Origin of the sequence: Solwaraspora sp. WMMB335 (assembly GCF_049179075.1) — a bacterium.
Lineage (GTDB): Bacteria > Actinomycetota > Actinomycetes > Mycobacteriales > Micromonosporaceae > Micromonospora_E.
The window spans coordinates 1,520,077-1,544,673 of the sequence record NZ_JBMHMF010000001.1; the positions used below are offsets into that span (position 1 = coordinate 1,520,077).

Annotated in this window: 20 protein-coding genes and 1 pseudogene; 15 read left to right on the forward strand and 6 right to left on the reverse strand. The window is 70.2% G+C overall.

The window, feature by feature from the left end; translation table 11 throughout:
• Nucleotide 1 precedes the first annotated feature (1 nt).
• Entirely contained in the window at nt 2–979 is a 978-nt protein-coding gene (locus ACN27F_RS06100; RefSeq protein ID WP_421431629.1) for an Lrp/AsnC ligand binding domain-containing protein, read from the forward strand.
• Here ACN27F_RS06100 and ACN27F_RS06105 read toward each other — a convergent pair.
• The 5 genes from ACN27F_RS06105 to ACN27F_RS06125 all read right to left on the reverse strand — a co-directional run bounded on the left by ACN27F_RS06105 (nt 961) and on the right by ACN27F_RS06125 (nt 6,727).
• The gene (locus ACN27F_RS06105; protein WP_421431630.1) at nt 961–2,115 is read right to left on the reverse strand and encodes a M20 metallopeptidase family protein; all 1,155 of its coding nucleotides are present in this window, start codon (nt 2,113–2,115) and stop codon (nt 961–963) included. The two genes, ACN27F_RS06100 and ACN27F_RS06105, sit on opposite strands and share 19 nt — an antisense overlap.
• A gap of 124 nt (nt 2,116–2,239) precedes the next feature.
• Nucleotides 2,240–3,217: a bile acid:sodium symporter family protein gene (locus tag ACN27F_RS06110; protein WP_421431631.1), complete on the reverse strand. Its 978-nt coding sequence runs from the start codon at nt 3,215–3,217 to the stop codon at nt 2,240–2,242.
• Nucleotides 3,214–4,011 carry an SDR family NAD(P)-dependent oxidoreductase gene (locus ACN27F_RS06115; protein WP_421431632.1) on the reverse strand — a complete coding sequence of 266 codons (798 nt, stop codon included), beginning with the start codon at nt 4,009–4,011 and terminating at the stop codon, nt 3,214–3,216. Before ACN27F_RS06115 ends, ACN27F_RS06110 begins: the two co-directional genes overlap by 4 nt.
• Entirely contained in the window at nt 4,011–4,958 is a 948-nt protein-coding gene (locus ACN27F_RS06120) for an NAD-dependent epimerase/dehydratase family protein (RefSeq protein WP_421440000.1), read from the reverse strand. Before ACN27F_RS06120 ends, ACN27F_RS06115 begins: the two co-directional genes overlap by 1 nt.
• Before the next feature lie 5 nt (nt 4,959–4,963).
• Nucleotides 4,964–6,727 carry a thiamine pyrophosphate-binding protein gene (locus ACN27F_RS06125; protein WP_421431633.1) on the reverse strand — a complete coding sequence of 588 codons (1,764 nt, stop codon included), beginning with the start codon at nt 6,725–6,727 and terminating at the stop codon, nt 4,964–4,966.
• A 149-nt stretch (nt 6,728–6,876) separates the two neighbouring features.
• Between ACN27F_RS06125 and ACN27F_RS06130 the strand changes: the two genes are divergently transcribed.
• From ACN27F_RS06130 to ACN27F_RS06185, 12 genes and pseudogenes are all read left to right on the forward strand, one after another.
• The gene (locus tag ACN27F_RS06130) at nt 6,877–8,004 is read left to right on the forward strand and encodes a helix-turn-helix domain-containing protein (protein ID WP_421431634.1); all 1,128 of its coding nucleotides are present in this window, start codon (nt 6,877–6,879) and stop codon (nt 8,002–8,004) included.
• A 300-nt stretch (nt 8,005–8,304) separates the two neighbouring features.
• Nucleotides 8,305–10,065 (forward strand): ABC transporter ATP-binding protein, encoded by a 1,761-nt coding sequence (locus ACN27F_RS06135; RefSeq protein WP_421431635.1) that lies wholly within the window; start codon nt 8,305–8,307, stop codon nt 10,063–10,065.
• On the forward strand, nt 10,062–11,795 hold the full coding sequence (locus tag ACN27F_RS06140; RefSeq protein WP_421431636.1) for an ABC transporter ATP-binding protein: 1,734 nt from the start codon (nt 10,062–10,064) through the stop codon (nt 11,793–11,795). The genes ACN27F_RS06135 and ACN27F_RS06140 overlap by 4 nt, the downstream gene beginning before the upstream one ends.
• A 246-nt stretch (nt 11,796–12,041) precedes the next feature.
• A complete protein-coding gene (locus ACN27F_RS06145) occupies nt 12,042–13,022 on the forward strand; it encodes an ATP-binding cassette domain-containing protein (RefSeq protein ID WP_421431637.1) in 981 nt (326 codons plus the stop codon).
• Entirely contained in the window at nt 13,019–13,786 is a 768-nt protein-coding gene (locus ACN27F_RS06150; protein WP_421431638.1) for an ABC transporter permease, read from the forward strand. The genes ACN27F_RS06145 and ACN27F_RS06150 overlap by 4 nt, the downstream gene beginning before the upstream one ends.
• Complete coding sequence (locus ACN27F_RS06155) at nt 13,783–14,595, forward strand: ABC transporter permease (RefSeq protein ID WP_421431639.1); 813 nt, start codon at nt 13,783–13,785, stop codon at nt 14,593–14,595. The genes ACN27F_RS06150 and ACN27F_RS06155 overlap by 4 nt, the downstream gene beginning before the upstream one ends.
• Nucleotides 14,596–15,220: 625 nt before the next feature.
• Nucleotides 15,221–15,514, forward strand: a pseudogene (locus tag ACN27F_RS06160) (bile acid:sodium symporter family protein); the annotation flags it as partial.
• A gap of 567 nt (nt 15,515–16,081) precedes the next feature.
• Nucleotides 16,082–17,743, forward strand: coding sequence for a hypothetical protein (locus ACN27F_RS06165; protein WP_421440610.1), 1,662 nt, complete (start codon nt 16,082–16,084; stop codon nt 17,741–17,743).
• Complete coding sequence (locus tag ACN27F_RS06170) at nt 17,727–20,138, forward strand: hypothetical protein (protein ID WP_421431640.1); 2,412 nt, start codon at nt 17,727–17,729, stop codon at nt 20,136–20,138. The genes ACN27F_RS06165 and ACN27F_RS06170 overlap by 17 nt, the downstream gene beginning before the upstream one ends.
• The gene (locus ACN27F_RS06175) at nt 20,135–21,436 is read left to right on the forward strand and encodes a CHAT domain-containing protein (protein ID WP_421431641.1); all 1,302 of its coding nucleotides are present in this window, start codon (nt 20,135–20,137) and stop codon (nt 21,434–21,436) included. Before ACN27F_RS06170 ends, ACN27F_RS06175 begins: the two co-directional genes overlap by 4 nt.
• A 23-nt stretch (nt 21,437–21,459) precedes the next feature.
• Nucleotides 21,460–21,807, forward strand: a complete 348-nt coding sequence (locus tag ACN27F_RS06180; protein WP_421431642.1) for a hypothetical protein — start codon at nt 21,460–21,462, stop codon at nt 21,805–21,807.
• Nucleotides 21,804–22,436, forward strand: coding sequence for a hypothetical protein (locus ACN27F_RS06185; protein ID WP_421431643.1), 633 nt, complete (start codon nt 21,804–21,806; stop codon nt 22,434–22,436). The genes ACN27F_RS06180 and ACN27F_RS06185 overlap by 4 nt, the downstream gene beginning before the upstream one ends.
• Nucleotides 22,437–22,439: 3 nt before the next feature.
• On the opposite strand, the gene ACN27F_RS06190 is transcribed toward ACN27F_RS06185, so the two are convergent.
• Nucleotides 22,440–22,964 (reverse strand): hypothetical protein, encoded by a 525-nt coding sequence (locus ACN27F_RS06190; protein WP_421431644.1) that lies wholly within the window; start codon nt 22,962–22,964, stop codon nt 22,440–22,442.
• A 765-nt stretch (nt 22,965–23,729) separates the two neighbouring features.
• Between ACN27F_RS06190 and ACN27F_RS06195 the strand changes: the two genes are divergently transcribed.
• Both ACN27F_RS06195 and ACN27F_RS06200 read left to right on the forward strand, forming a co-directional pair.
• A complete protein-coding gene (locus ACN27F_RS06195) occupies nt 23,730–23,960 on the forward strand; it encodes a hypothetical protein (RefSeq protein ID WP_421431645.1) in 231 nt (76 codons plus the stop codon).
• A 3-nt stretch (nt 23,961–23,963) separates the two neighbouring features.
• Nucleotides 23,964–24,380, forward strand: a complete 417-nt coding sequence (locus ACN27F_RS06200) for a type II toxin-antitoxin system VapC family toxin (RefSeq protein WP_421431646.1) — start codon at nt 23,964–23,966, stop codon at nt 24,378–24,380.
• The last annotated feature ends 217 nt before the right edge of the window (nt 24,381–24,597 follow it).

Here is a 24,597-nt window from a genome sequence, read left to right on the forward strand (position 1 = left end):
CGTGCTCGACGATCTCGATCTGCGGCTGGTCGACGCGCTGCAGATCGTGCCCCGCACGCCGTGGAGCGTGCTGGCCCCGATCCTGCACACCGATGCGTCGACCCTGTCCCGGCGCTGGTCCCGGCTGACCGCGACCGGGCTGGCCTGGACGACCTGCTACGCGACGCCCGCTCGGGCCGGTCTGGCGCTGGCCGAGATCAGGTGCGCGCCCGGCCGGCGCGACGAGATCGCCGCCGCGCTCGCCGCGCTACCGCCGGTCGTCACCGTCGAGTACACCTCGGGGCCACGCGAACTGGCCGTGAACGTGTCGGCACCCGGGCCGGCCGCGATCGACAGGTACGTCGCCCGGCACATCGCGCCGCTGCCCGGGGTGCGGGCGATCAGCACCCGGTTCGTGCGTTCGCTCTACCAGGAGGGTGTCGGATTCGATCTGCGGACGCTGACCCCGGCCCAGCGCGCGAGACTCCTCGACCTGCGCCGGGCGGGGCCGGATCCGCAGGTTCCGCAGCCGGTGATCGAGCGGACCGTGCGCGCACTGCAGTCCGACGTACGGCGGCCGGCGGTCGATGTCGCCCGGGAGATCGGTGTCTCGGTGCCGCTGGCCCGCCGGGCCATCGCCCAACTGGCCCGCACCACCTGGGTCCGTGTCCGGGCGGACTTCGCGCACGACGTCGCCGGCTGGCACGCCACCGTCCAGTTGTGGCTCACCGTGGCGCCGGAGCGGCTCGACGAGGTCGCCGCCGCGCTGGCCGGCCACCCCGCCGTACGGCTGTGCGCCTCGACCGTCTCGGCCGAGAACCTGGTGGTCGTGCTCTGGATGCGGTGCCTGGCCGACCTCGACCGGATCGAGTCGGCCCTGCGGGTGCGGTTTCCGCAGGCGCGGGTGACCGACCGCTGGCTGGTGCCCCGAGCGGTCAAACGGATGGGCAACGTCCTCGACGCGGCGGGACGACGCAGCGGCTACGTCGCCGTTTCCTGAGCCAGCCGGCGCCAGGCCAGCTCGGCGAGGGTCTGCGCCTGGATACTCAGCACCGCGTCGTCGAACGCGGCGCGCTCGGAGTGCATCGGCGGCGCGTCGGCGGCCGGCACCCCGGCCGGGCGGGCACCGAGAAACAGCAACGCGCCGGGGACCTCCTCCAGCACGTACCCGAAATCCTCGGAGGCCATCGCCGGGGCGGGCAGTTGGCGGACCCGATCGCCCAGCAGGTCCAGCACGGCCGCGGTCTCGGCCGGGTCGTTGTGCGTCACCGGGTACGAGTCGATGAACTCGGTCCGGGCGGTGCAGCCGTGCGCGGCGGCGAGCCCGGCCACCAGCCTGCCGAGTTCCTCGCGCACCAGGCGGAGGGTCTCGCGCGAGAGCGTACGGATGTTGAGGTCGATCGCCACCGACGACGGCAGCACGTTCGGGGCGTTCGAGTCGCTGTGCAGGCGCACGACCGAGACGACCGCCGGATCGGTGACGGGCACCCGCCGGGTGACGAAGGTCTGCAGCGCCAACACGATCTCGGCGGCGACCGGGACCGGGTCGACGGCCTGGTACGGGTACGCGGCGTGGCCGCCGGTGCCCTCGACCCGGATGTTCAGGCCGCTGGCGCTCGCCATGATCGGACCGGCGCGGGTGACGAACTCGCCCGCGCCGAGTACGCAGTCGACATGGATGGCGTACGCGGCGACGGGCCGCCGCCCGGCCGCGTCGAGCACCCCTTCCTCGATCATGAGCCGGCCGCCGGCGTAGCCCTCCTCCCCCGGCTGGAACATGAACACGACGGTGCCGGGCAGTTCGTCGCGGCGCGCGCCGAGGATCCGGGCGGCACCGACCAGACCGGCCATGTGCATGTCGTGGCCGCAGGCGTGCATCGCCCCGTTCGTCGAGGCGTACGGCAGACCAGTGGCCTCGGCGATCGGCAGGGCGTCCATGTCGGCGCGCAGCAGGACCACCGGGCCGGGCCGCGCACCACGCAGCACCGCCGTGACCGAGCTGAGCTCCTGGCCGAGCGTGGTGTCCAGGCCGAGACCGGCGATGGCGTCGCGGACGATCGCCTGGGTGGCGGGCAGGTGCAGGCCCACCTCGGCGGTGGCGTGCAGCGTGCGGCGGAGCGCGACGAGATCGTCCATCCGCCGAGGCTATTTCGGGTCCACCGGGCGCCGGCGCGACCCCGCACGGAAACGTCCGGCGGAGCGGGCCGCGTGCACGGATCGGACACCGTGCCGTCGACGGTGGCCAGTCGCGTCGTCCTGCTCAGGTATGCAGGACGGCATCGGGTCGTGGCTCGTCCCGCGTCGGTCTGCGGCGCCACCAGGCCGCGACGGCAAGTGCCACGATGATGTCCCAGATACCCCACCAGGCGGCGACCAGTGCCATGCCGCCGAGACCGGCGAAGTAGCTGAAGACGAGCAGCAGTCCAAGCCCCGCGTTGCGGACACCGACCTCGAAGGTCATCGCCCGCCTACTGCGTCCGGGCAGCCGCGTGACGGTGGCGATGCCGTAGCCGAGGCCCAGTGCGAGTGCGTCGTGGAGCAGGACGGCCAGAAAGACGATCCCGATGTAGCCGAGGAACAGCGACAGGTTGTTCGCCAGCGCGATGGTGATCAGGCCGCCGAGGAGGAGGAACCCGGCCGGGGCGATCACCTTCGACGCCCTGGCGGAAACCTGCGGGAAGCGGTCGGCCAGCGCGACGCCGACCAGGAACGGCAGGCCGATGACGAGGCCAACCTCGATGAGCATGTCGACCGGGTCCAGCGCGATGGCGCGCATCATCGGCCCGCCCGTGGGATGCAGGCTGCCCCACAGGGCGAAGTTGATCGGCATGAGGATGATGGCGAGCAGGTTGCCCACGGCCGTCATCGACACCGACAGGGCGACGTCGCCCCGGGCCAGGTGGGTGACGATGTTCGACACGTTTCCCGGCGGACAGCAGGCGACGAGAATCATGCCGAGGGCGACCGAGCCGCGCACGTCGAGCGCGAGGGTGAGAACGAAGGTGATCGCCGGGAGGACGAGAAACTGCGCCGCCACCCCGATGGCGACCGTGCCTGGTCGTCGGGCGGCCCGCCGAAAGTCCTCGACGCGGGTGTCGAGGGCGATCCCGAACAGTATCGAGGCGATCGCGATCCGCAGGATCGCCATCGCCTCCTGGTTGAAGGCGATCCGGATGGAGTCGACGTCTCCGGTCGTCCCGTCGGCGAGCACGGGAACCGCGTGCGCCAGGGCGATCATGTCCGTGCCTTCCGGCGCGCGGCCGTGCCGCCCGTACGTAGTCGACGTGCCATCAGGCGAACGTAGAGGTTCGGCGCCAGCCGGTTGACGTACCAGGACAACCGCGCGGTTCGACCGATGAGAACGAGGTCGCGACCCCGCTCGATCCCGGCGACGATCGCCGCGGCCACGCCGGCGGGCGTGAGTTCCCTGCCCGTGCTGGCACGTTCACGCCCGGGCACCCGGGCGCTGGCCTCCGTCATGCCGCCGGCGACGAACGTCGGATGGACCACAGTGATCCGCACGCCGGACGGCTCGAGCTCGCATCGCAGCGCCGTGAACAGCCCCGTGACGGCATGCTTGGCGGCGACGTACGGCGGTCGGCCGAGGACCGGTGCGAAGCCCGCGACGGACCCGACCACGACGATCCGACCCGACGCGGCCCGCAGCGCGGGCAGGGCCGCGAGGGTCACCGAGACCGCGCCGAGATGCGTGACCTCCATGACCCTGCGGTGGGTGGTGAGGTCGTGGTCCTCGAAGCTGCCGATCGCCGACAGACCGGCACAGTGGACGAGGACGTCGATGCGGCCGTGACCGGCCACGATCCGCTCGATGCTGGTCCGCACGGCGTCCTGCTCGGTGATGTCGCAGGCGAGGTAGCGGGCGTCGCCCACCGGACAGGATCGGGCCAGGTCAAGTCCCACGACCGTGGCGCCGGCGGACTCCAGCTCCTCGACCAGGCACCGGCCGATCCGGCCGGCGGCCCCGGTGACCACGACGACGGCGCCGCGCAGCTCGGACACCCGTGCCGCCATCACGACCGCCTCGCTCGACGATAAAGGTCGTAGGTCTCGCGACTGGTCAGGCTGGGCAGCCCGGGGAAGGCACGACGGAGCCGGGCGTTGTCGAGCACCGGTCGGTGCCGCAGGAAATCGACCTGTTCGGGGCCGTACCGCGCGATGCCGAGCCGGCTGCCGACCGCCAGGGCACGCCGGATGCCGGACGCCGGCAGCCGCACGAGGCGGCGCCCTTCCACAGCGGCGATCTCGGCGAGGGTCATCGCCCCGTCTCCCGCCACGTTGAACGTCCCCGTCACGGCGCGCTCGACCCCGGTGACGATGATCTCGGCGACATCCTCGTCCCACACGAACACGAACGGCGTGTCCGACTCGCGTAGCCCGAGGATGACAGGCTGGCGGAAGAGCGCGGTGATCTGGTTGTCCGTCGCCGCGCCGAGGATCGTCCCCGGCCGCAGCAGCAGGATGCCGAGTTCGGGGTGCAGCCGCCGGGTACGCGCGACGAGCGCCTCGACCATCGCCTTGTGCCGGGAGTATGCGAACTTTGGGCTCCCCGAGGCGGGGGCGTCCTCGTCCAGCAGCCGGCCGTCGTTGCGCGCCGTGTAGCCGTAGGCCGCGCCGGACGACAGGACGGTGAGATGAGCGATGCCCGTCGCGACGCACGCGTCCACCACCGCCCGAGTGCCGCCGACCTCGATCGACTCGAGCTCCGGCTCGCCCATCGCGCGCGGCGGCTCGACGATCGCCGCGAGGTGGACGACGGCCGTCGTACGGTGCTCGCGCAGCAGCGCGACCAGATCGAGCGCTCTCAGGTCGTCCACGATGTCCACGACGCCGTCGCGGTGCGCGGCCGGCTTCCGGATGTCCACGGACACCGTGGGGACACCCGCCGCGACGAACCGGGAGACCACGAGCTGGCCGAGGTAGCCGGTGCCCCCGGTGACGAGAGCCCGTTGCGGCGGCATGTCACTCACCCCTTCGGCTCCTGGTGCATCTTCTTGAACGCCCGCAGTCCGGGCGCCCACATGTGCCCGACGTTGTCGACCTGCACGTGCACGACGGCGGGACCGCCGCAGTCGCGCGCACGCTCGAACGCGGCGCGCAGGTCCGCCGCCGACGTGACGTGTTCGCCGTGGGCACCGAGCGCCCTCGCGAGTTGGTCGTACCGGCACGCCTCGAAGTCTGCGTAGACGATCTGCTCGTCGGGCAGCGAGGCGTTCCAGACCACCTTGCGGACGACGGTCGCGAGGGGCGCTGCGGCGATCTGCTGACTCATCTTGACCATGCCCCACTGACCGTCGACGAAGACGACGAAGACGATCGGCAGGCCGAGCCGGACGGCCGACTCGATCTCGCTCGCGTGCATGCCGAACGCTCCGTCGCCGATCAGGCAGCACACCCGCCGGTCCGGCGCGGCGACGGCAGCGCCGAGCGCCTGCCCCAGGCCGGCACCGAGCATGCCGAACTTGAACGTCGACAGAATGGACCGCGGCACGCGTGCCTCGTGATGGAAGTTCGACCAGACAACCGTGTTTCCGCCGTCGAAGACCCACACCGTGTCCTCGGGCATGGTCTCCTGGGCGATCGTCGGCACCAGGCCGGGGGGCACGGGGGCGGAGCCGGTGGCCGTGGCCAGCGACTTGTCGAGCTTGGCCCGTGCCTGCGCCTTGGCCACCTGCCAGCCGTCGAGCCTGCCGAGCCGGTCCGGACGGTTCGGTACGTCGAGTGATGCGACGGCGTCCGCCAGCGCTCGCAGCGCCTCCCGGGCGTCCGCGACGAGCGCGATGTCGACGGGCTTGTTGACGCCGACGCGCTCCTCGTCGATGTCGACCTGGATCGTCCGCTGCTCTCCGGGCCGACCCCAGTTCGGGGCCTTGCCCCACCAGTCGGTCTCGCCCAGCCGGGAGCCGACGACGAGGACGACGTCGGCCCCGCAGCGGACCTTGTCGTTGAGGTCGAGCGCGGTCATCGGGATCGCTTCGCGCCGGGACTCCGGCAGGACGCCGCGGGCCGCCCACGACGTGGTGACGGGAGCGGCGAGGAGTTCGGCCAGCCGCGCCAGTTCCGCTTCGGCGCCCGCGTGATAGACCCCGGATCCCGCATGGATGGCCGGCTGGTTCGCCGCCACGAGCAGGCGAGCGGCGCGCTCGACGAGAACCGGATCGGGTTGCAGCGGCATGACCCGGCGATAGGTGTGCGGCGCCCGGATGACACTTGGGTCGATGTCGGTCGGCCCGTTGATGAGATCCTCCGGCACGTCCAGGTGGACGACGCCGGGCCGGCCGGTGAAGGACATCCGCAGCGCCCGGCGGAGCAGTTCGGGAATGCGGTCGGCCGATGGCACGTACCCGGACCACTTCGACATCGGGCCGATCACCGCCGACTGGTCGAAGTACTGGTACGCGCCGCCGCGGTCCGGGTTGCCCACGCCGACCCGGCGGGCGGACGTGATGAGCAGGACGCGGTTGCCCTCGCCCTCCTCGACCGCCACGCCGGGAAGGACGTTCGCCACGCCCGGACCGTTGGACGCCATGACGACACCCAGTCTGCCGGTCAGTCGCGCATAGGCGCCGGCCATGTGTGCCGCGGCCGCCTCATGCCGCGGCGAGTGCAGGGTGATGCCCGCCCCGGCCAGCGCGCGGTACAGCCCGAAGTACGTCCCGTCGATGATCCCGAAGAGGTGCTCGACCCCTTCCACGGCGAGCATTCTCGCGATCACTTCACCGCCGGTCATGCTCCTGGACATGGACCCGAGCCCTCTCTGTTGACGTTGTGGCTGCGGACAGGAACCTAAGCCCCGTGACCCGGGCGTGTCTTGGACCTGCGACCCAGCGGCGAGCGCGTCGTTGTGGCCGGTCACAAGCGCCCGGCAGAATCAGGCCGGTGAGCGATGCAGCGAACTGGGACGAGATCGTCGCGCTCATCGAGTCGGTCTCCTCGACGCCGAAGATGTTGACCGAAGCCGTCCGCGACGTACGAGCGACGAGTCAGGTGATGGCCGCCCTCGACGCCGCCGACATGGCCCGGCATACCCGAGACCTGATGACCGCGGCCACCCGGGCCATCGCCGCCCGTCGGGGGCCCACCGAGGCGGAACTCGCCTTCGTCGAGGACCTCGCGGTCACCCGCGCCCAGCAGGGCATCCCGATCTCCGAGGTGCTTGCCGCCGTCCACGTCGCCGCCCGTCGGATCTGGGCCGAGACGGGCGTTCTCGCTCGCGAACTAGCGGTCGACAGCGCGCTTCTCCTGCAGGCGCACGAGCTCTACGACGACTGGGCCGAGGCCGTCCGGCAGCGCCTTCTCGCCGCGCACCGGGCGGCCGTGATCCCGGCGCGCCTCCCCCACCGCGATCACGACGACGAGGCGATCCGTCGGCTCCTCCAGGGCGGCTCCGCCGCCGTCCTCGCCGCGAAGGACGTGGGGATCGGCCCCGACGGCGTCTGGGTCGGCGTGGCTCGGGACCCCGAGGCGATCGGCTGGGTGCGCTCGTGCTTGACGATGCCCGGCGTACTGGGTTTTGACGACGGCAAGCTCGTCCTCGTGGCGTCGCGGATGCCGAGCGGCGGCTCCGGAGACGGCACCCCGATGGGGGTAGCCGGACCGGGGGAGGTCCGTGAGCTACCCCAACTGCGCCGCCTGGCCTCCGCCGCGGCCACCGCCTCGCTGACCCTCGGTCGCGCCGGCACCGTACACGTCGCCGACGTCGCGCCCGTCGTCGCGCTCCTCGATCGTCCCGACCTCGGGGCGACCCTCGTCGAGCGGCATCATGCGGCGCTGGCCTCGCTGGGCGCGCACCGCGAGGCGATCCTCGACACCGTCCGGCTCTGGCTCGAGCACGGCCGGGACGCCAACCGCGCCGCGCGGGCGGCGTTCGTCCACCCGAACACCGTGCGCAATCGCGTCAACGCTCTTTGCTCGGCAACCGGCCTGGATCCCGGCAGCACCTTCGATGCCGTGGCGTTGTGGTGGCTATGCCGGCAGGCGAGCGATGCGGGGCCGCCGCCCGGTTGAGGACCCGAACCGTGATCTTCGATGTGTGCCCCGCCAACTGCTGGACCTGTGGGGATGCCGCAGCCATCTGCTGGAACTCGGCCATCATCGTGGCGCGTTGTTGGGGAGCACCGCGTAGGCGAAGCTGGCATGTTCGCCGAATCCGGCTCGGTACGGAAGGGCACCACCGACCGTGCCACGGATCTTCCCTCCCACCGGTGGCCAGTTGGGGTTAGGCTCACCTAACTGTTAGCATGCCCGCGTTCGATTAGAACGGTGTTCAGACTATCGTTTCGCATCGCGAGAGTCGAGGTCGGCGGCATGTCACGAAGGTCTGGTGAAGGTTTCTTCGCCCCGGTAAGAGGGAGCCTGGCGGCGATCATCAGCCTGAGCGTGCTCGGCGCCGTCGCCAGTATCGTCCCGTTCGTAGCGATCATTGAGCTGGCCCGCGTCCTACTTCCCGGTCTGGCCGGCGAACCGGTCGATGCCGGGCGGGCCTGGGCGATCGTGTGGATCGCGGTCGGTGCGCTGGTGATGGCGTTCGGTGGGGCCTTCGCCTCGGGGATGATCAGCCATCTCGCCGATGCGGAGTTGCAACTGTCGCTGCGTCAGCGCATCGTCGCGCACCTGCAGCGGCTCCCGCTGGGCTGGTTCGATGCGCGCAGCTCCGGCACGGTGCGAAAGCTGGTGGAAAGTGACGTATCGGCCATCCACCAGCTCATCGCCCACGCCATCCACGACGTGATCGTGGCAACCGTCGTACCGGTCCTGATCCTGGTCTATCTGTTCACAACGCAGTGGGTGATGGCGCTGGCCGCGCTCCTGCCGCTGATTCTCGTGATGGTCCTGTACGTGGTGATGATCGGTGGCGGGACCGAGAAGTTCCAGCAGTACGACGCGGCCACCGAGCGCCTCGCCGGGGCGACCGTCGAGTACGTGCACGGGATCGCGGTCGTCAAGCGGTTCGGCCAGGTCGGTCGGTCGCATCGCCGTTTCCGGGACGAGGCGAAGCGGTATGTCGACTTCGCCAGCGACTGGACGAAGGACACCCTCGCGCAGATGGCATTCGTCGAGATCCTGACCTCGCCCGCGGTCGTCATCGTCTACCTGCTCGCGGTCGGGGTGGGCATCGTCTCCGCCGGATGGGCGGCACCGGTCGACATCCTGCCTGCCCTGCTGCTCGGGTCGGGCGTCGCCGCCCCGATGATGTCGCTCGGCGCGACCGCACAGTTCCTGCGTAGTGCGGTGAAGGCACAGGGTTCGCTGGCAGCGTTCCTCTCGGTGCCACCGATCCGGTACGCCGACCGGCCCGTCACCCCCGACGGTCGCGCGCTCGATGTGCGGGCCGTGTCCTTCGGCTACGACGGTGAGCACGACGTGCTCCACGACATCAGCGCCTCGTGCCGGCCGGGTACGGTCACCGCGCTGGTTGGCACGTCCGGGTCGGGCAAGTCGACGCTGGCCCGGCTCGTGCCGCGCTTCTATGACGTCGGCTCCGGTGAGGTGTCGATCGGCGGAGCGGATGTGCGCTCGATCGCCGCAGACCAGTTGTACCGTCAGGTCGGCTTTGTCTTCCAGGACGTAGCGCTATTGCGAGCGAGCCTGCGCGACAACATCCGTCTGACCCGTCCCGAGGCGAGCGACGACGAGGTCGAGCGCGCGGCGAGGGCCGCTCAGATCCACGACCGGATCCTGCGTTTCGATCGAGGCTACGACTCGGTGGTCGGCGAGGACGCCCACCTCTCCGGTGGTGAGGCACAGCGGGTGACGATCGCCCGGGCGCTGCTCGCGGATGCGCCGATCCTGGTGCTCGACGAGGCTACCGCGTTCGCCGATCCGGACTCCGAGGCGGCGATCCAGAAGGCGCTCAGTGCGCTTGCGGCCGAGCGGACGGTGCTGGTCATCGCGCACCGGCTGCACACCATCGTCGGCGTCGATCAGATTCTCGTGCTCGACGCGGGTCGGATCGTCGAACGCGGCACCCACCGCGAACTCGTCGCCGCTGGTGGGCGCTTCGCGCGGATGTGGCGCGACTACCAGGCCAACCACGCCCGATCAACGCCGCAAGGGGCCAAGGCATGATTCGTCAGATTCTCACATATGCGAACCAGGCCGCCCGCCGCGGCCTGATCAGCTCACTCGTCCTCGTCGTAGTCTCCACGGTCCTGCAAGGGGTCGTGTTCGTCCTGCTCGTCCCGCTGCTGCGCGCTCTGTTCCAAGGCGATATGGACGCGGTCGGTCAGTGGCTCGTCGTTCTCGTCGGTGTCGCGATGGTCTACGCGATCATCTTCTATATCGCGAGTTACAAAAGTCAGATCGCGGCGATGGACCTGCTCGACTCGCTGATCGCCCGCCTCGGTGACCGCGTGGTCGAGCTACCGATCAGCTGGTTCGCGGCCGACCGCTCGGGGCAGCTCAGCCACATGGCCACGCACGGGGCGATGTTCGTCTCCTCGACGCCGTACTCGATCCTGCGGCGCATCCTCGGCGGCTTCATCACCCCTGGGACGGTGCTGGTCGGGATGTACTTCTTCGACTGGCGGCTGGCGTTGGCCATGACGGCGTGCGTGCCGATCATGTGGTTCGCCTTCGTGACGATCCGACGGGCCATGTCGAGGGCGGACGCCGTGCACGTCGAGGCAGTCAGCGAGGCATCGAACCGGGTCATCGAGTTCGCGCGCGTACAGCCGGCTCTGCGCACCGCCGGGTCCGACTCGATCAGTAATCGCATGATCGCCGAGGCGCTACGCGAGCAGCATCATGCCTACCGAAGGTTGCTGTTCACCGGCGGCACGGGCATCGCTGCCTTCGGCGGCTTCGTGCAGCTCGCGCTCACCGTCGTCATCGTGCTCGGTGCCTACCTCACGCTCGGCGGCTCGCTGGACGTCGCGACGCTCATCGCCCTGCTCGTGCTCGCCGCCCGCTTCGTTGAGCCGATAACCAGCTCAGGCGCACTCAGCGGTGGTCTCGCCGTCGCGTCCACAACGCTCAATCAACTCGACGAGTTGCACCGGGTCACTCCACTGCCCGAACCAGCCTCACCTCGCCGGCCCGCGCACTGGGGCGTCGAACTGGCCGACGTGACCTTCGGCTACGGTGCCGCACCGGTGCTGCGCGGCGTCACCTTCACCGCGCCGCCCGGTCGGATGACCGCGATCGTCGGGCCGTCCGGCTCGGGCAAGACCACGATCACCCGGCTCATCGCCCGCTTCTACGACCCGGAGGCCGGTGCGGTCCGCATCGGTGGCGTCTCGCTGCCCGAGCTCGGCACCGCAGCGGTCCAGGCTGCGGTCGCACCGGTCTTCCAGGACGTCTACCTCTTCGACGACACGATCCTGAACAACGTCTGGATCGGCGACCCGGAGCTCAGCCGCGAGGACGTCATCGCGGCGGCCACCCGCGCCCGCGTCGATGAGATCGTGGCCCGGCTGCCCGGAGGCTGGGACGCCCGCGTCGGCGAGGGCGGCTCGAACCTCTCCGGTGGGGAACGCCAACGGATCTCGATCGCACGGGCGCTGCTCAAACAGGCCCCGATCGTGCTGCTCGACGAGGCGACATCCGCGCTGGACATCGGCAACGAGATCGCGATCGGTGAGGCCATCGACGCCATCCGGGCCGACCGGACCCTCATCGTGATCGCCCACCGGCTACAAACGATCATGACCGCCGACCAGATCATCATGCTCGACGAGCACGGCAGCATCCGGGAGTCCGGAACTCACGCCGAGTTGCTCGCCGCCGACGGCGCCTACGCCCGCTACTGGCACGAACGCATCGACGCCACCGGCTGGCAACTCGCCAATCCCAACTGATCGTGTGGGAGGGCAGAGTCCGCACGGCGAGAGGTCCGACCGGCCGCCGCCGACAGGGACGTCGACATCGTGATCTCGATCAACCCGGCTCGGGCGTTGACCGGCGACATCTGAGGTCAGTGCCAGGCGGTACGGCGCCGGGCGGCCGGTACCCAGCTCCTGGCATACCCGCATGGCCGCCGCCCGCCGACGACATGATCCAGCTCCGCTGACATCAGGTATGCCAAATCAATCCTGGGAGGTTCCATGGCGATGACCGTGGTCGAGGCCGACGGGCTCGTGAAATCGTTCGGCACGGTCCGGGCGTTGGACGGCCTGTCGCTCCGTATCGAACGTGGGTCGATCTTCGGACTGTTGGGACCCAACGGTGCCGGCAAGACGACAGCCATCAACGTATTTACCACCCTGCTGAGCGCCGACGCGGGCCAGGCCACCGTAGCCGGCCACGACGTCACCCACGAGGCGGCCCGGGTCCGGGAGGTGATCGGAGTGACCGGACAGTTCGCCGCGCTCGATGACAACCTGACCGGGCTGGAGAACCTCGTCCTGTTCGGCCGGCTGATGAAACTGGGCAGGGCCCGGGCCCGCGCGCGGGCGCGGGAGTTGCTGGAGCGCTTCGACCTGGCCGACGCCGGCGGCCGGCGGGTCGGCACCTACTCGGGAGGCATGCGCCGACGCCTGGACCTCGCGGCATCGCTGACCCGTGAGCCGACCGTACTGTTCCTCGACGAGCCCACCACCGGGCTGGACCCGCGCAGCCGGATCGGCCTGTGGGACACCGTCCGGGAGCTGCGCGAACGTGGCATCACCATCCTGCTCACTACCCAGTACCTGGCCGAAGCGGACGAGTTGGCCGACCGCATCGCGGTCATCGACCACGGTCACGTCGTCGCCGAGGGCACAGCCGCCGAGCTCAAGCAACGCGCCGGCGGCTCGGTCTGCCACATCACACTCCCCAACGCCGACGATCGGGAACGGGTCGGTCGAGAGCTGGCCGACCTCGGTGAGGTGAGCATTCTGCCCGACGGCGTGAGCCTGCCCGCCGCCGGCCCGGACACTCTTGTCGCCGTCGTGCGCCGGCTCGACGCCGCCCGCGACGGGAAACTGTCCGGCGTGGAGGTCGAAGACATCGGCATGCGCCGACCGACTCTCGACGACGTCTTCCTGCGCCTGACCGGCCACCCTGCCCAGGCCCGGACCGCCGGCGTGGCGGAGGTGGCGCGGTGAGTCTGGGCGCGGTGAGTCTCGACTCGGCCATCCTCGCGGGGCGGCACCTGCGGCTGATGTCACGCCGACCGGCCTCGGTGCTCGGTGCCGTGGTCCTCCCGTTGGTGTTCGCGCTGCTGTTCTTCACCGTCTTCGGCCGCGTCATGCAGCGGGCCGGCATCGACTACGTCTTCTACCTGCTGCCTGCGGTCATCACCCAGGCCAGCTTCTTCACCGCCATGTCCAGCGCTATCCTCGCCGCCGAGGATGTCACCGGCGGCGCGCTGCGTCGGTTGCGGGCGATGCCGGTCGGCCGGGCAGCCCCGGTGCTGGGGCTGCTCGGAGCCGAAGTGGCCCGGGCCGCGTTGTCGATCGGGGTGCTGGTGCCGTTGGCCCTGGCGCTGGGTTTCCGGTTCCGCGGCGGACCCGCGGCCACGGTCGGGTTCGTGTTGTTCTTCCTCTGCTTCGCCGCCGTACTGTGCACGTGCTTCATCGCGCTGGGGCTGTCTCTGCGCCGGGTCGAGGCCGTCCAGGCCGCCGTCAACCTGATCTACTTCCCGTTTCTGCTGCTGTCCACCGCCTTCGCCCCGGCGTCGGCCTTCCCTGCCTGGCTGCGACCCGTGGTCGAGCACCAGCCGGTCAGCCGGATCGTCGACGCCGCCCGAGCCCTGGCCGACACCGGTGCCGGCACGGCCTTACCAGTGCTGATCGCCGCAGCCTGGCTCGGCGGCCTGCTAGTTGTCGGTCTCACGATGGCCACCCGAGCCGTAGGAAGGTCCGCATGACCGTGCCCCCACTGCCCGCCACACGGGCCTCGATGCTGCACGACAGTCTGGTGATGACCGGTCGGACACTGCGGGTCACGCTGCGCTACCCCGCAGTGCTGTTCATCGCTATCGTGTTCCCGGTCATCCTGCTGCTGTTGCTCACCGCCAGCTTCGCGACGATCGTCCTGCCCGGACAGAGCTACAGTGCCTACGTTGACTTCAGCCTTCCCCTGTTCGCCGTCATGGGCGTCCTGTTCTCCACTCTCGGTACCGCAGCGGCCATGCTCAACGATCTACAGGCCGGCTTCGACGCCCGGCTGCGGACCATGCCGATCTCGGCATCCGCGCCCCTGATCGGTCGGATCGCCGCCGATGCCGTCCGCAACCTCATCACCCTGGTGCTGGTCGTCGCCGTCGGCACCGTCGTCGGCTTCCGGTTCACCACCGATCCCGCCTCCATCGCCGGGTTCTTCCTGCTGCCGCTCGTCTTCGCCGTCGGCATCGTGTGGCTGGTGCTCGCCGCCGCCGTGCGGGCTCGCAGCGCCGAGTCCGTCACCGCCGGTCTCAACGCAGCCTTCCTCGTCGCGTCCTTCCTGTCCACCGGCATGGTTCCCCTTGCCGACCTGCCCAGCTGGGCCCAACCCATCGCCGCCGCCAACCCGCTCTCGCTGCTCGTCGATGCCATGCGAGTTCTCGCCCACGGCGGAGAACTAGCCAGGCCGCTTCTCGGCACCGTCGCCTGGGCAGTCGGCCTCACCGTCGTCTTCGGCCCGCTCGCCGTCCTCGGCTACCGGCACCGACGCAGCGCCGGACAGCCGGCAAGGTGACTCGGAGCAGGACAACCCTCCCGATCGGCAGAGACATCAGCGGATCGGCGCATGTGAAGCCGCGTCGCGCAGGTTGAGGCTGGTTTGGCGGGACCGTTACGGCAGTGCCAGCCCGATGCCAGCCCGATGAGGTCGCCGACCAGACCGACCGCGGCGAACGCCGCCATCGGACCTATATCTACAGTAGATCTCTGGACCAAACAGCGGATGTTCTCCAGGACCAAGAACGCGGCCTGACCAGCGGATTCACCGCCTGCACAGGCCGCGTTCGGGTACGCGTTTCGGGGTGAACCATACGTGGCAGAACAAGAACCGCGTTTTCCCAGTTCACGGGCCAGACGTGCCAGTCACAGCCGTACGCCGACGCGTCGTTTGACCACCAACCTGCGCATCTCTCCAAGAACTTGGCCGACGGCGGCCCGTTCGCTGACCGGAACCGGATGCTGCTACCTGCGCAGCAGGTGATCGGCGTGGACGCGACCCCGGTGGGGGTCGCTGGCGGCTGGAAGAATGTCCATGTGATCCCGGACGGTCCATTCTGGCGCTGCCGGGTCAACGACCACTTTTGGGAGCAGCTCGACGTCATGTGGGCGCTCGGCGAGAGATGCACGCCAAGCGAACCTGGCAGCGACAACCGCTCGCGGACTACTCCTCGCCGTCGGCGCCATCGTCCTGGTCTTTAACTCCATCAGCCTGACCATCGGTTACGGCGTACCGCGGCTGGCCGGGATAAGCATGCCCGAGTCCATCGCGACGGGCATGGGGATCGGCATCCACAACAGCACACTCGCCATCACCCATCGCGATCAGCCCGGCGCTGCTCGACAGCACCCGGATCGCGATCCCGGCCGCCGCCTACGGCATCGTCATGTTCTTCACCGCGGCGGCCTTCGGCTACCTGACAACCAGCCTGAGAGCCTTGCGCGGGCGGCAACCAAGCTCGGCATGGCGGCTCGCCTGCTGGCCTATCCTGACGGGTACAAGCACTCGGAGGCCGGAGTTGAGTCGACATGAACCATCCGCCCCGGAGGACTACTCGCGGCGTGGTGAGGCCGCGCTCGCCGATCAGACCACGCTTGACGAGAGCGTACGGTGGTTCGGCCTCGCCGTTCGCCACACGACCGACGGTGATCCTGGGATGGCCGGAAGGTTGCTTGACCTCGGTGTCGCGGTCGATCGGCGGTGGGAGCGCGACGGTGTACAGTCTGATTTGGACGACGCGATCGATTTCTACAGGCGGGCGGCCGCGGCTCCGGAGCCGGACCTGGTCGGCGCGTGCCTGGTCAACCTTTGCCACGCCTTGCGGGTCCGTTACCGCGTGACTGGCTCGCGCGATGACCTCGATGCGGCGGTGGAGGCCGGCGATGCTTGCATCCAGGCGACCGTCACGGTCGGCGACCGTCACGCAGATCGACTCGAACAGGTCGCTCACGCTTACCGCGAGCGCTACGAGCTCAGCGGAGACCTCGTTGATCTTGATTGTGCGGTGTCCCGGTACCGCGAGGCGTCCCCGCACGTCGCCCAGGAAGGGCTGGTCGGACGGGCGCTTGTGCACGCGCGCAACTACGCGCTCGCGACGCGGACGTACGCCGAGGTCGCCGGCGACGCCGGCCGCTTGGCCGAGGCGATCGGAGCCTCGCTGCGGCTTGTCGGCGATCCTGCCGCAGCCGGCCAAGTGCAGTGGGCGGCCCGCCAACTGCTGGAGACCGCGGTCGATGTCACGGACCTCGACCGCGCTGTGGCGGCGCTGCGACACGTCGCCGATTCGCTGACCGGATCGGATCGGATATCCATTTGGATGGACCTCGTGGCGACGCTACGCCGGCGCGCGGAACTCACCGGCGGCATCGAGGAGGCGGAGGCCGCCGTCGCCGAGGCGCGCCGGGCTTTCGACGCCGCAGCCACCGGCGGGACCGGGGATGACCGACGAAGCGTGCTCAGCACCCTGGGGGCCACCCAGCTCAACAGGTACGAACGTACCGGGTTGCTCGCGCACCTCGATGAGGCGATCACGAGCTTGCGTGACGTCGCCGCGTGGGCCATCTCCCCCACCCCGGTCGCCCTGACGAATCTCGCGAACGCTCTCGTGATCCGGTATGAGCGGCTGTCCGAGCCGCAGGACCTGGATCAGGCGATCGCGCTGAGTAGGCGGGTACTGGCCCTCGCCGGCCTCGACGCAGAGGTACGCTCGTCGGTCGCGTCGACCCTGGGGCGAGCGCTGTCGATGCGCTACCTGAAGACCGGCAGGTTGCAAGACATCGACGATGCGATCGACGCGGTCGGTGTGGCGATGCGGGCGGCGCCCGCCGCCCCGCGTTACGCGGCGATCGCCGCAGCCAATCTGGGCCTGCTGCGGCTCGACCGGTTCCGCAGGACGCGTCGACCCGAAGATCTCGTCGAGGCGGTACGACTCGCGCGCGCAGGGCTGAAGGCCATGACCGACGGATCGATCGCCGCGGAACGGGTTCCCGGTCAGATGGTCAATCTCGCGGTCGCTCTCGCCGAGACGTACCGGTCGGGCGGGGAGGCCGCGCCACTGGACGAGGCCATCGAGCTGGCGACTCGGGCTGCTCCGCTGCTGAACGGCGTGGAACGGCACCGCCAGGGCGTCGCGGGTACCCTGCTCACCGACCGGTTCCGCCGCGACGGGGACACCGCCGACGCCCGAGCCGCGCTCGACCATCTGCGTGCGTCGGCCGAGACCGCGACGGCCCCCGCCATCGTCCGCGTCGACGCGGCCATGGGGTGGGGGCAGCTGGCGCGTGAGGTCGGCGACGCAACCGGCTCGGCCGCTGCGCTCACGCTCGCCCTGGACCTGATACCGCAGGCGTCGTGGCAGGGCACCACCCGGAGAACGCGAGAGCACGCGTTGGCCTCGGTGCGGGGTGTCGCCAGCGACGCGGCTGCGGCGATGCTCGACATCGCCGATCCCGCCGCGGCGGTGTCCTGCCTGGAACGCGGGCGAGGTGTGCTCTGGACGCAGCAGCTTGAGCTGCGTGGCGGCCTGGACCAGCTGGCGGTCGTGGCCCCCACCCTCGCCGACCGGGTCGAGTCCGTCCGCCAGCGACTCGGCGGCGGACCGGAGGAGGGGGAGGCGCTGGAGCTTCAGCCTCTTGTGAAGGATGGCACTCATGTGGCGCGGTGGTGATCGGGACGCGTTGGTCGATCGGGTACAGCGGCGGATCGACACGTTGGTGGAGAGCGGCGATCCAGAGCTCGTGGTGGAGCCGGCGGCCGTCGCCGACGCGTCGGCGCTGCTGGAGCTGGCGGTCGAGGCGACGGGCCCAGAGAGCTTCACCGTTGTTGACGGCGACGCGTACCAGATCGCGGGCTGGTTGCACTGGGTCCGGTTCCACCAGTTGCCCGATGGGGAAGGCGAGATCGACCGACAGATCGCGTTGAGTGTCTTCGCCACGCTGCACCCACGGTTTCCCGAGTTCCTGCCGGCGCAGCTGCGTGAACACTTTGACAACGGCGTGACACTCGCGGACGCCGTCGGGCTCTCCTGGCCGGAACGCGTGGGCGCAGCGCAGGACGCGTACGCGAAGACCGGTGACGCGGAGACGCTCGACCTGCTCATCGCGCTGCTCCGTGGTGGGTTACCGCACCTGGCCGGCGATGACGCCCGACGGTTCGCTGTCCTGAACGATCTCGGCAACGCACTCGTCGGCCGGTACGAACGGGCTGGGGAGCCGGCTGACCTGGACGAGGCGATGGAGGCCATCAACTCCGCGCTGCGCCTCGCGCCGTCCGGCGAGGCGGTGACGGCGGTGCTCCGGTCGAATCTGTCCAACGCCCTTCGGCTCCGGTTTTTCCGGCTGGGTCGGCGTACCGACCTGGACGACGCGATCACGCTGTCTCGCGCGGCGGCCGGGGAGGCCGCCGACCAGGAGCACATGCCGCTGATCCTGTCCGGGCTCGGCGCGGTCCTCCAACTCCGCTACGACCGTGACGGCGACCTGGCCGACCTGGCCGACGCGATCGCGGCCGGCCGGACAGCGGTGGCCGAGGCTCCGGCCGGCAGCGAGCTGCGGCACGTGTGTTTGTCCAACTTGGCCGGCTCGCTGTGGGCGCGACTGCGGCGCTTTGGCCGCGACGCGGACGCCGACGAATGCATCACGCTCTGCCGCGAGGCCCTCTCGTGGCTCGACGCAAAGCACCCCGGGCGGGCGGTTCTCGAAGCGAACCTGGCCGCGGCGCTCTGGATGCGGTTTCAGTCCACCGACGACCTGGTCGAGATAGGCACCGCCGCCGAGGCCATCGAACGAGCGCTGCTCGGCACCCCGGCGGGGGACCCCAACCGGCCCTTCTGGCTCGCCTCCGCGAGCTGGATCCGGCTGGACCAGTTCCGGCGGTCCGGACAGGTGGCCGACCTGGACGCGGCGATCGCCGCGATGCGCGAGGGCGTCCGGACGGTGCCAGCCGACCATCCGTACCGGGCACGGATACTCAACGACCTCGGATCGGCTTTGCTGGCCAGATATGACTGGCGGGGCGAGCGGGCCGACCTGACCGAGGCGGTGAGGGCCGCCCGCGAAGCGACCAAGCAGCCCGTCGACGCGGACGCGTCGGGTCTGCTCACGCTGGGGCAGGCTCTCCTGACCGCCTGGCGGAACGGCGTCGATGGCGTGGGCACCCATGAGGCGGTGACCGCGATGCGGGAGGCCCTGCGTCAACTACCCGATGACCACGCCATGCGTCCGGTCGTCCTGTCCGGGCTCGGGTCCGCTCTGATGGCGAGGTTCCGCGACAGCGGCCACCGACCCTACCTGGATGAATCGATTGCGGCCGATCGGGCGGCGGTGGCGGCCACTCCTGACGATCACGCGAGCCTTCCCAGGTACCTGTCGAACTACTGCGCCGCACTCGCTACCCGGTTCGAGTACACGGCTGCCACCGCGGACATCGAGGAGGCGGTGACCGTTGGCCGGCGGGCGGTGGCCGCGACGCCGATGGGGCACCCGGCACTGTCGCGGCGGGAGCGCCACCTCGCCGCGAGCCTGCGCCAACGGTTCGCGCACGCCGCGCGTGTCGAGGACGGGGCGGAATCGTTGGAGTTCTTCCGGCGGGCGGCGACCCGACCGGAGGCGGCCGCTGGCGACCGGCTTCTCGCCGCACTGGCCTGGGGCGACCTCGCCGCCGAACGTGGTCTGCCAGAGTCGGCGGCGGACGGGTACGCGACCGCGCTGGCTGCGCTCCCCGACCTTGCCTGGCGCGGTCTCGGCCGCGGCAGCCAGGAGAAGCACCTTGGCGACCGGGCGGGCTTGGCACCGGCCGCCGGGGCCTGGGCGCTCACCGCAGGCCGCCCACACGACGCCGTCGGTCTCATCGACCGGGGGCGCGGCATCCTGTGGACACAGTTGCTGGACACTCGGTCCGATCTGGCAACCCTGGCGGCGAGGGCGCCCGGCCTCGCCGCACGGCTCGACGCCGTACGGACGGCACTCGACGCTCTCGGCGCCGAAGTCACCATCGACCTTCCGAGGGTAAGATTTACGGCTAATCGCGGCACGAGACCTGGTGAGGACGAAGCGCCCGGATGACAGAAACGGACCCGGACATTTCCCGGGTGGTCGACCGACGGATGGCCCTCGCCCGCGAGTGGGACGAGCTGGTGGCACAGGTCCGGGAGCTTGAGGGCCTCGAGGACTTCCTACGACCTCCCCGGCTGGAGAACCTGCTGCCCGCGGCGGCAGAGGGACCGGTCGCGATCGTCAACGTGAGCCGATGGCGCTGCGACGCGCTGCTCGTCCGCGCCGACGGCGTCGATGTGGTCCCGCTGCCCGGCCTGACATCGGCGGCCACCTTCGAGAAGACCAACAACTACCTGCGGCTACTGCAACAGGTGGACCAGGCGACCGCAGCGGCGCATGCCGCGCGTCGTGGAGTGGACGAGCAGCCGGGGCTCTCGGCGGTCAAGCGGTACACCGACGCGAAGAAGGCGCTGGCAACCGCGGTCGCCCAGCGGGACGGCATGCTGGCCACGCTGCTGACGTGGCTGTGGGACGAGGTCGCCGCGCCGGTACTGGCCGCGACGGGCTTCACCTCCCCACCCGACGACGAGCAGCCGTGGCCGCGGCTCTGGTGGTGCCCCACCGGCCCGTTGACGCTGCTACCGCTGCACGCCGCCGGCTATCACGACACCGCCGGTAGGGCCGGCGACAACGTGCTGGACCGCGTGGTGTCGTCGTACGCACCGACGCTGCGTGCGTTGCTGGAGGCACGCCAGCCGCTGGCCCAGCCGTCGGCGGATGATCGGCTTCTGGTCGTGTCGATGCCGCAGACTCCCGGCCAGCTTCCGCTCGAGAACGTGGTCCGCGAGCGAAAGCTTCTGACCTCGCTGCTGCGTGATCGGCACACCTTGCTGGAAGATACCTCCGCCACCACCACGGCAGTGTTGGACGAGCTTCCCCGCCACCGCTGGGCCCACTTCAGCTGCCACGGCGGGCAGGACTTGGCCGACCCGTCGCGCGGCGGGCTACTGCTCCACGATCGCGTCCTGACCATCCCCGACATCAGCGCCCGGCAGCACGATGGCGAGTTCGCGTTCCTCTCGGCCTGCAAGACCGCCGTCGGCGGGACCACCCTGCCAGATGAGGCGATCACGCTGGCGGCGGCTCTGCACTACACCGGGTACCGCCGGGTGATCGGGACGATGTGGTCGGTACACGACGACACGGCGGCGGATGTCGCCGAGATGGTGTACACGGACCTGACCGCCACCGGCCGCTTCGAGCCGGCCGGGGCGGCCCGTGCACTGCACCGGGCGATCCGGCGACTGCGCGACGTGCGCCGCTTGCCGGCGAGCGCCTGGACGCCTTTTACTCACACGGGTGCCTGACCGAGTCCACTGAGGGGTGTTCGTTGAGCGGCACGGCTGAGCCAATCCCGTACCGGGAGATGACCGACCCCGGGTACGCCCAGGCAGCGGCACAGAGTTTCACCGTCACCGAGGTGAGCCTGGGCACGCTGGTCCTCCGAGGACCGTGCCCCCGTTGCCACGCGGTGATCGATATCCCCCTCGTACACGAGATCTTCCGGTCCTCTCGGCTGCTCATCAATCCGAATCCGCCCGCGTACCGTCCCGGCCCGCGCGACGAGTACGTCGAGCCAATGATGTGCACCTGCGTGGACGCCCACCCCGACCGGCCCGACGACCAGTACGGCTGCGGCGCCTACTGGACCCTCACGATCACGAAGCGACCATCGTGACCCAGCCGTCATACTCGCTCTCGCCTGGCCCGCGCCCCGCCACGGCGGATGACCTGCGGATCGCGCAGGACCGCGACCGGCTGCTCCGCACCGAGCTTCCCCGCGTACAGCAGGCCGCCGCGGCCTGGCGAAACGGCCTCGGGGCGCTGCTGGTCGCGCTGGTCGGGTTCGGCCTGATCAAGGGACGCGGCGACATCGGCCAGCTGGCCACCGGCTGGGCCGCCGCGGTGGGCGTGCTGCTGCTGACCGCGCTGCTGTCGGGTACGACCGGCGCGCTCCTGCTGATCCGCGCCGCGCATGGCCGGCCGGCGATCACCTCCGTAAGGGAACTCTCCTCCAGCCGGGCTGCCGACCACGTCGAGGCACTGGCCAGCGCCACCGCGCTGCGCCGGGGCATCGCCGCGACGCTGGGCTGTACCCTGCTGCTCGTCGCCGCCGTGGGGACGACCTGGTACGGCCCAGAGCGGGCCAAACCGGCGCTTGGAGTACTCACCGACGCGGGCGTGGTCTGTGGAACGCCGATCCGGCTCAACCCCGGCGGCTTGCTCGTGCTCAAGACCGGCTCCGGCGAGGTGACCGTTGACCTCACCTCCGCGATAACTATCGCCGCAGTGGACAAATGCCCGTGATACCTACGGCGCCCCAGACCAGGTGGGCCTTTCATTGATGGACAGAAGCGCGGCCACATCGGTCAGGCGATCCGCGAGATGCGGCGCGACCGCGTGCAGGCGTGCCAGGTCACTTCGTACGTCAAGTAATTGCGACCACTGTACGGCGCGCCCGCGCTCGGCCAGGTCGACGGCAAGCTCGGGCCGCCCGGCACGCAGCGCGACAGCGATCGCGTCGGCGCCGAGCGTCGCGGCGTCAGCGCGCAGGGTTCGCTCACGGCCGGTCCGGTCCAGGCCGCGCCACACGGACCTGGGTAGCAGGTCCACCGCGGTGGCCACGGCGTCGAGCGCGCCCGGCCAGTCACCCGCGCCAGCGGCGAGGGCGAGCCATCCCTGCGCGCTGCTCAGGCGGTCCAGCGCCGGGGACACCTCATCGTGGGCCGCCTCCCGGTACGCCGAAACCGCCGTCCGAAGGTCGGCTTCGGCACCCGCCAGCCGGTGCCGCGAGGCGTAGGCCCGCCCCCAACCAGCTCCGGTAGTACCGACCATCGCCTGGACCTCGCGCGAGTCCGGCTGGAAGACGCACGATGATCTCGGACGCGCTGAACGTCACAGCCGTAGTGCCATCGAACCCGCCCGCCGGCCGGCCCTTGGCCCCCGCTGTCAGGACCGGTCAGGCCGGGGGGAAGTCCAGATGGCAACGGCCGGCTTACACGGACGCCGCCGCAGACCAGACACAACCTGACCGAACCGGACAGCGCACGTCAGGCCGGTGAACATCGAGGTCACTGCTCGTCGGCTCCCTGAAAACTGCCGGCTCATACGCTGACACCAGTGGTGACCAGATCCCGGCCTGCCCCGCAACGGCTCCCGAAGCCCTCGGCGGCGTGCGCAGCACCCGGTGCGAACCACCCAAAAAGCGCGGCCTGACCAGCGGATTTACCGCCGTGGCAGGCCGCGCTTGGGTACGCGTTTCGGTGGACCATACGTGGCGGAATAAGAACTGCGTTTTCCCAGTTCAGGGGCCAGATGTGCCAGTCGCGGCGGACCGCCGTCGCATGGCTTGACACCTGCTGCTGTGACTACCGGGATCGGCGACTTCGGCCGCTGACGCCCGACTTGCCGAGGCCGGCGGAGGTTGATGATCACCATGGAAGGAAGGGGGAGCGCGGCGCGAACAGCGGTGATCCGACGTTCGTGGTGCTGCACGGCGGGTGGCCGCCGCCGCCCCGTCCACGTCAGTTCGGTCTTGGGTCGATCGGCGGGCCACCCGCCCGCTTGCACGCGTCTTACATCGCGTCTTACACTGATCGTATGGCTGACACGGTCACGATCCGGACTGACCCGGACACTGAACATGCCCTGGATGTGCTGACCCGAGATGGCGCCAACCGGTCTGAAGCGATCCGCCAGGCGGTGTTGGAGGCGGCGATGCGCCGTGAACGTCTTGTCGAGATGAAGCGCGCGTTCCTGCGCCGGCCTATGTCCGCGCCGGATGGGGTCAATCTCGCTGACGACATCGCGCGTGAGCGCGAAGGGGCATGAGCGTTGATCTATCTGGACTCCGCAGCCATGGTCAAACTCGTCCACCCCGAGGTCGACTCCGCCGCACTGCGGGATTTCCTTGACCGGCGCACCGAGGTCGAGTGGGTCAGCTCCGCTCTTGTGGAGGTCGAGACGTACCGAGCACTGGCCCGGGCCACCGCATCTGTCGACATGCCCACGGTGGTAAACGAATTCCACGCGCTACTCGACCTCATCGTCCGCATCGAGATCGACCCCAGCGTCCGCATCCGCGCGCAGACCGTCAGCCCACCCGCGGTGCGTAGTCTCGACGCCATCCACCTGGCCACCGGGCTGCGCCTTCGCGATCGAGGCCAACTCACGTCGTTCGTCACCTACGACAAGCGATTGGCAGACGCGGCCTCGGCGGCCGGCCTTACCGTGGATGCGCCCACCGATTGATCAGGTAGTTGCCCAACCGAGTCCTCCGCCGGGGCCGGCCGTCTGCTGACGCTTCCCGTCGCGTTGCCAGGTGGGGCCTGCCCAACAGCCCGACGAAAACTCCGCCGGCCCAGTCAGCGCACCGCCCCGACGGCACGTACGAACAGAGCCGATGCGAAACACCCAAAAACGCGGCCTGACCAGCTGATTCACCGCCTGCACAGGCCGCGTTCGGGTA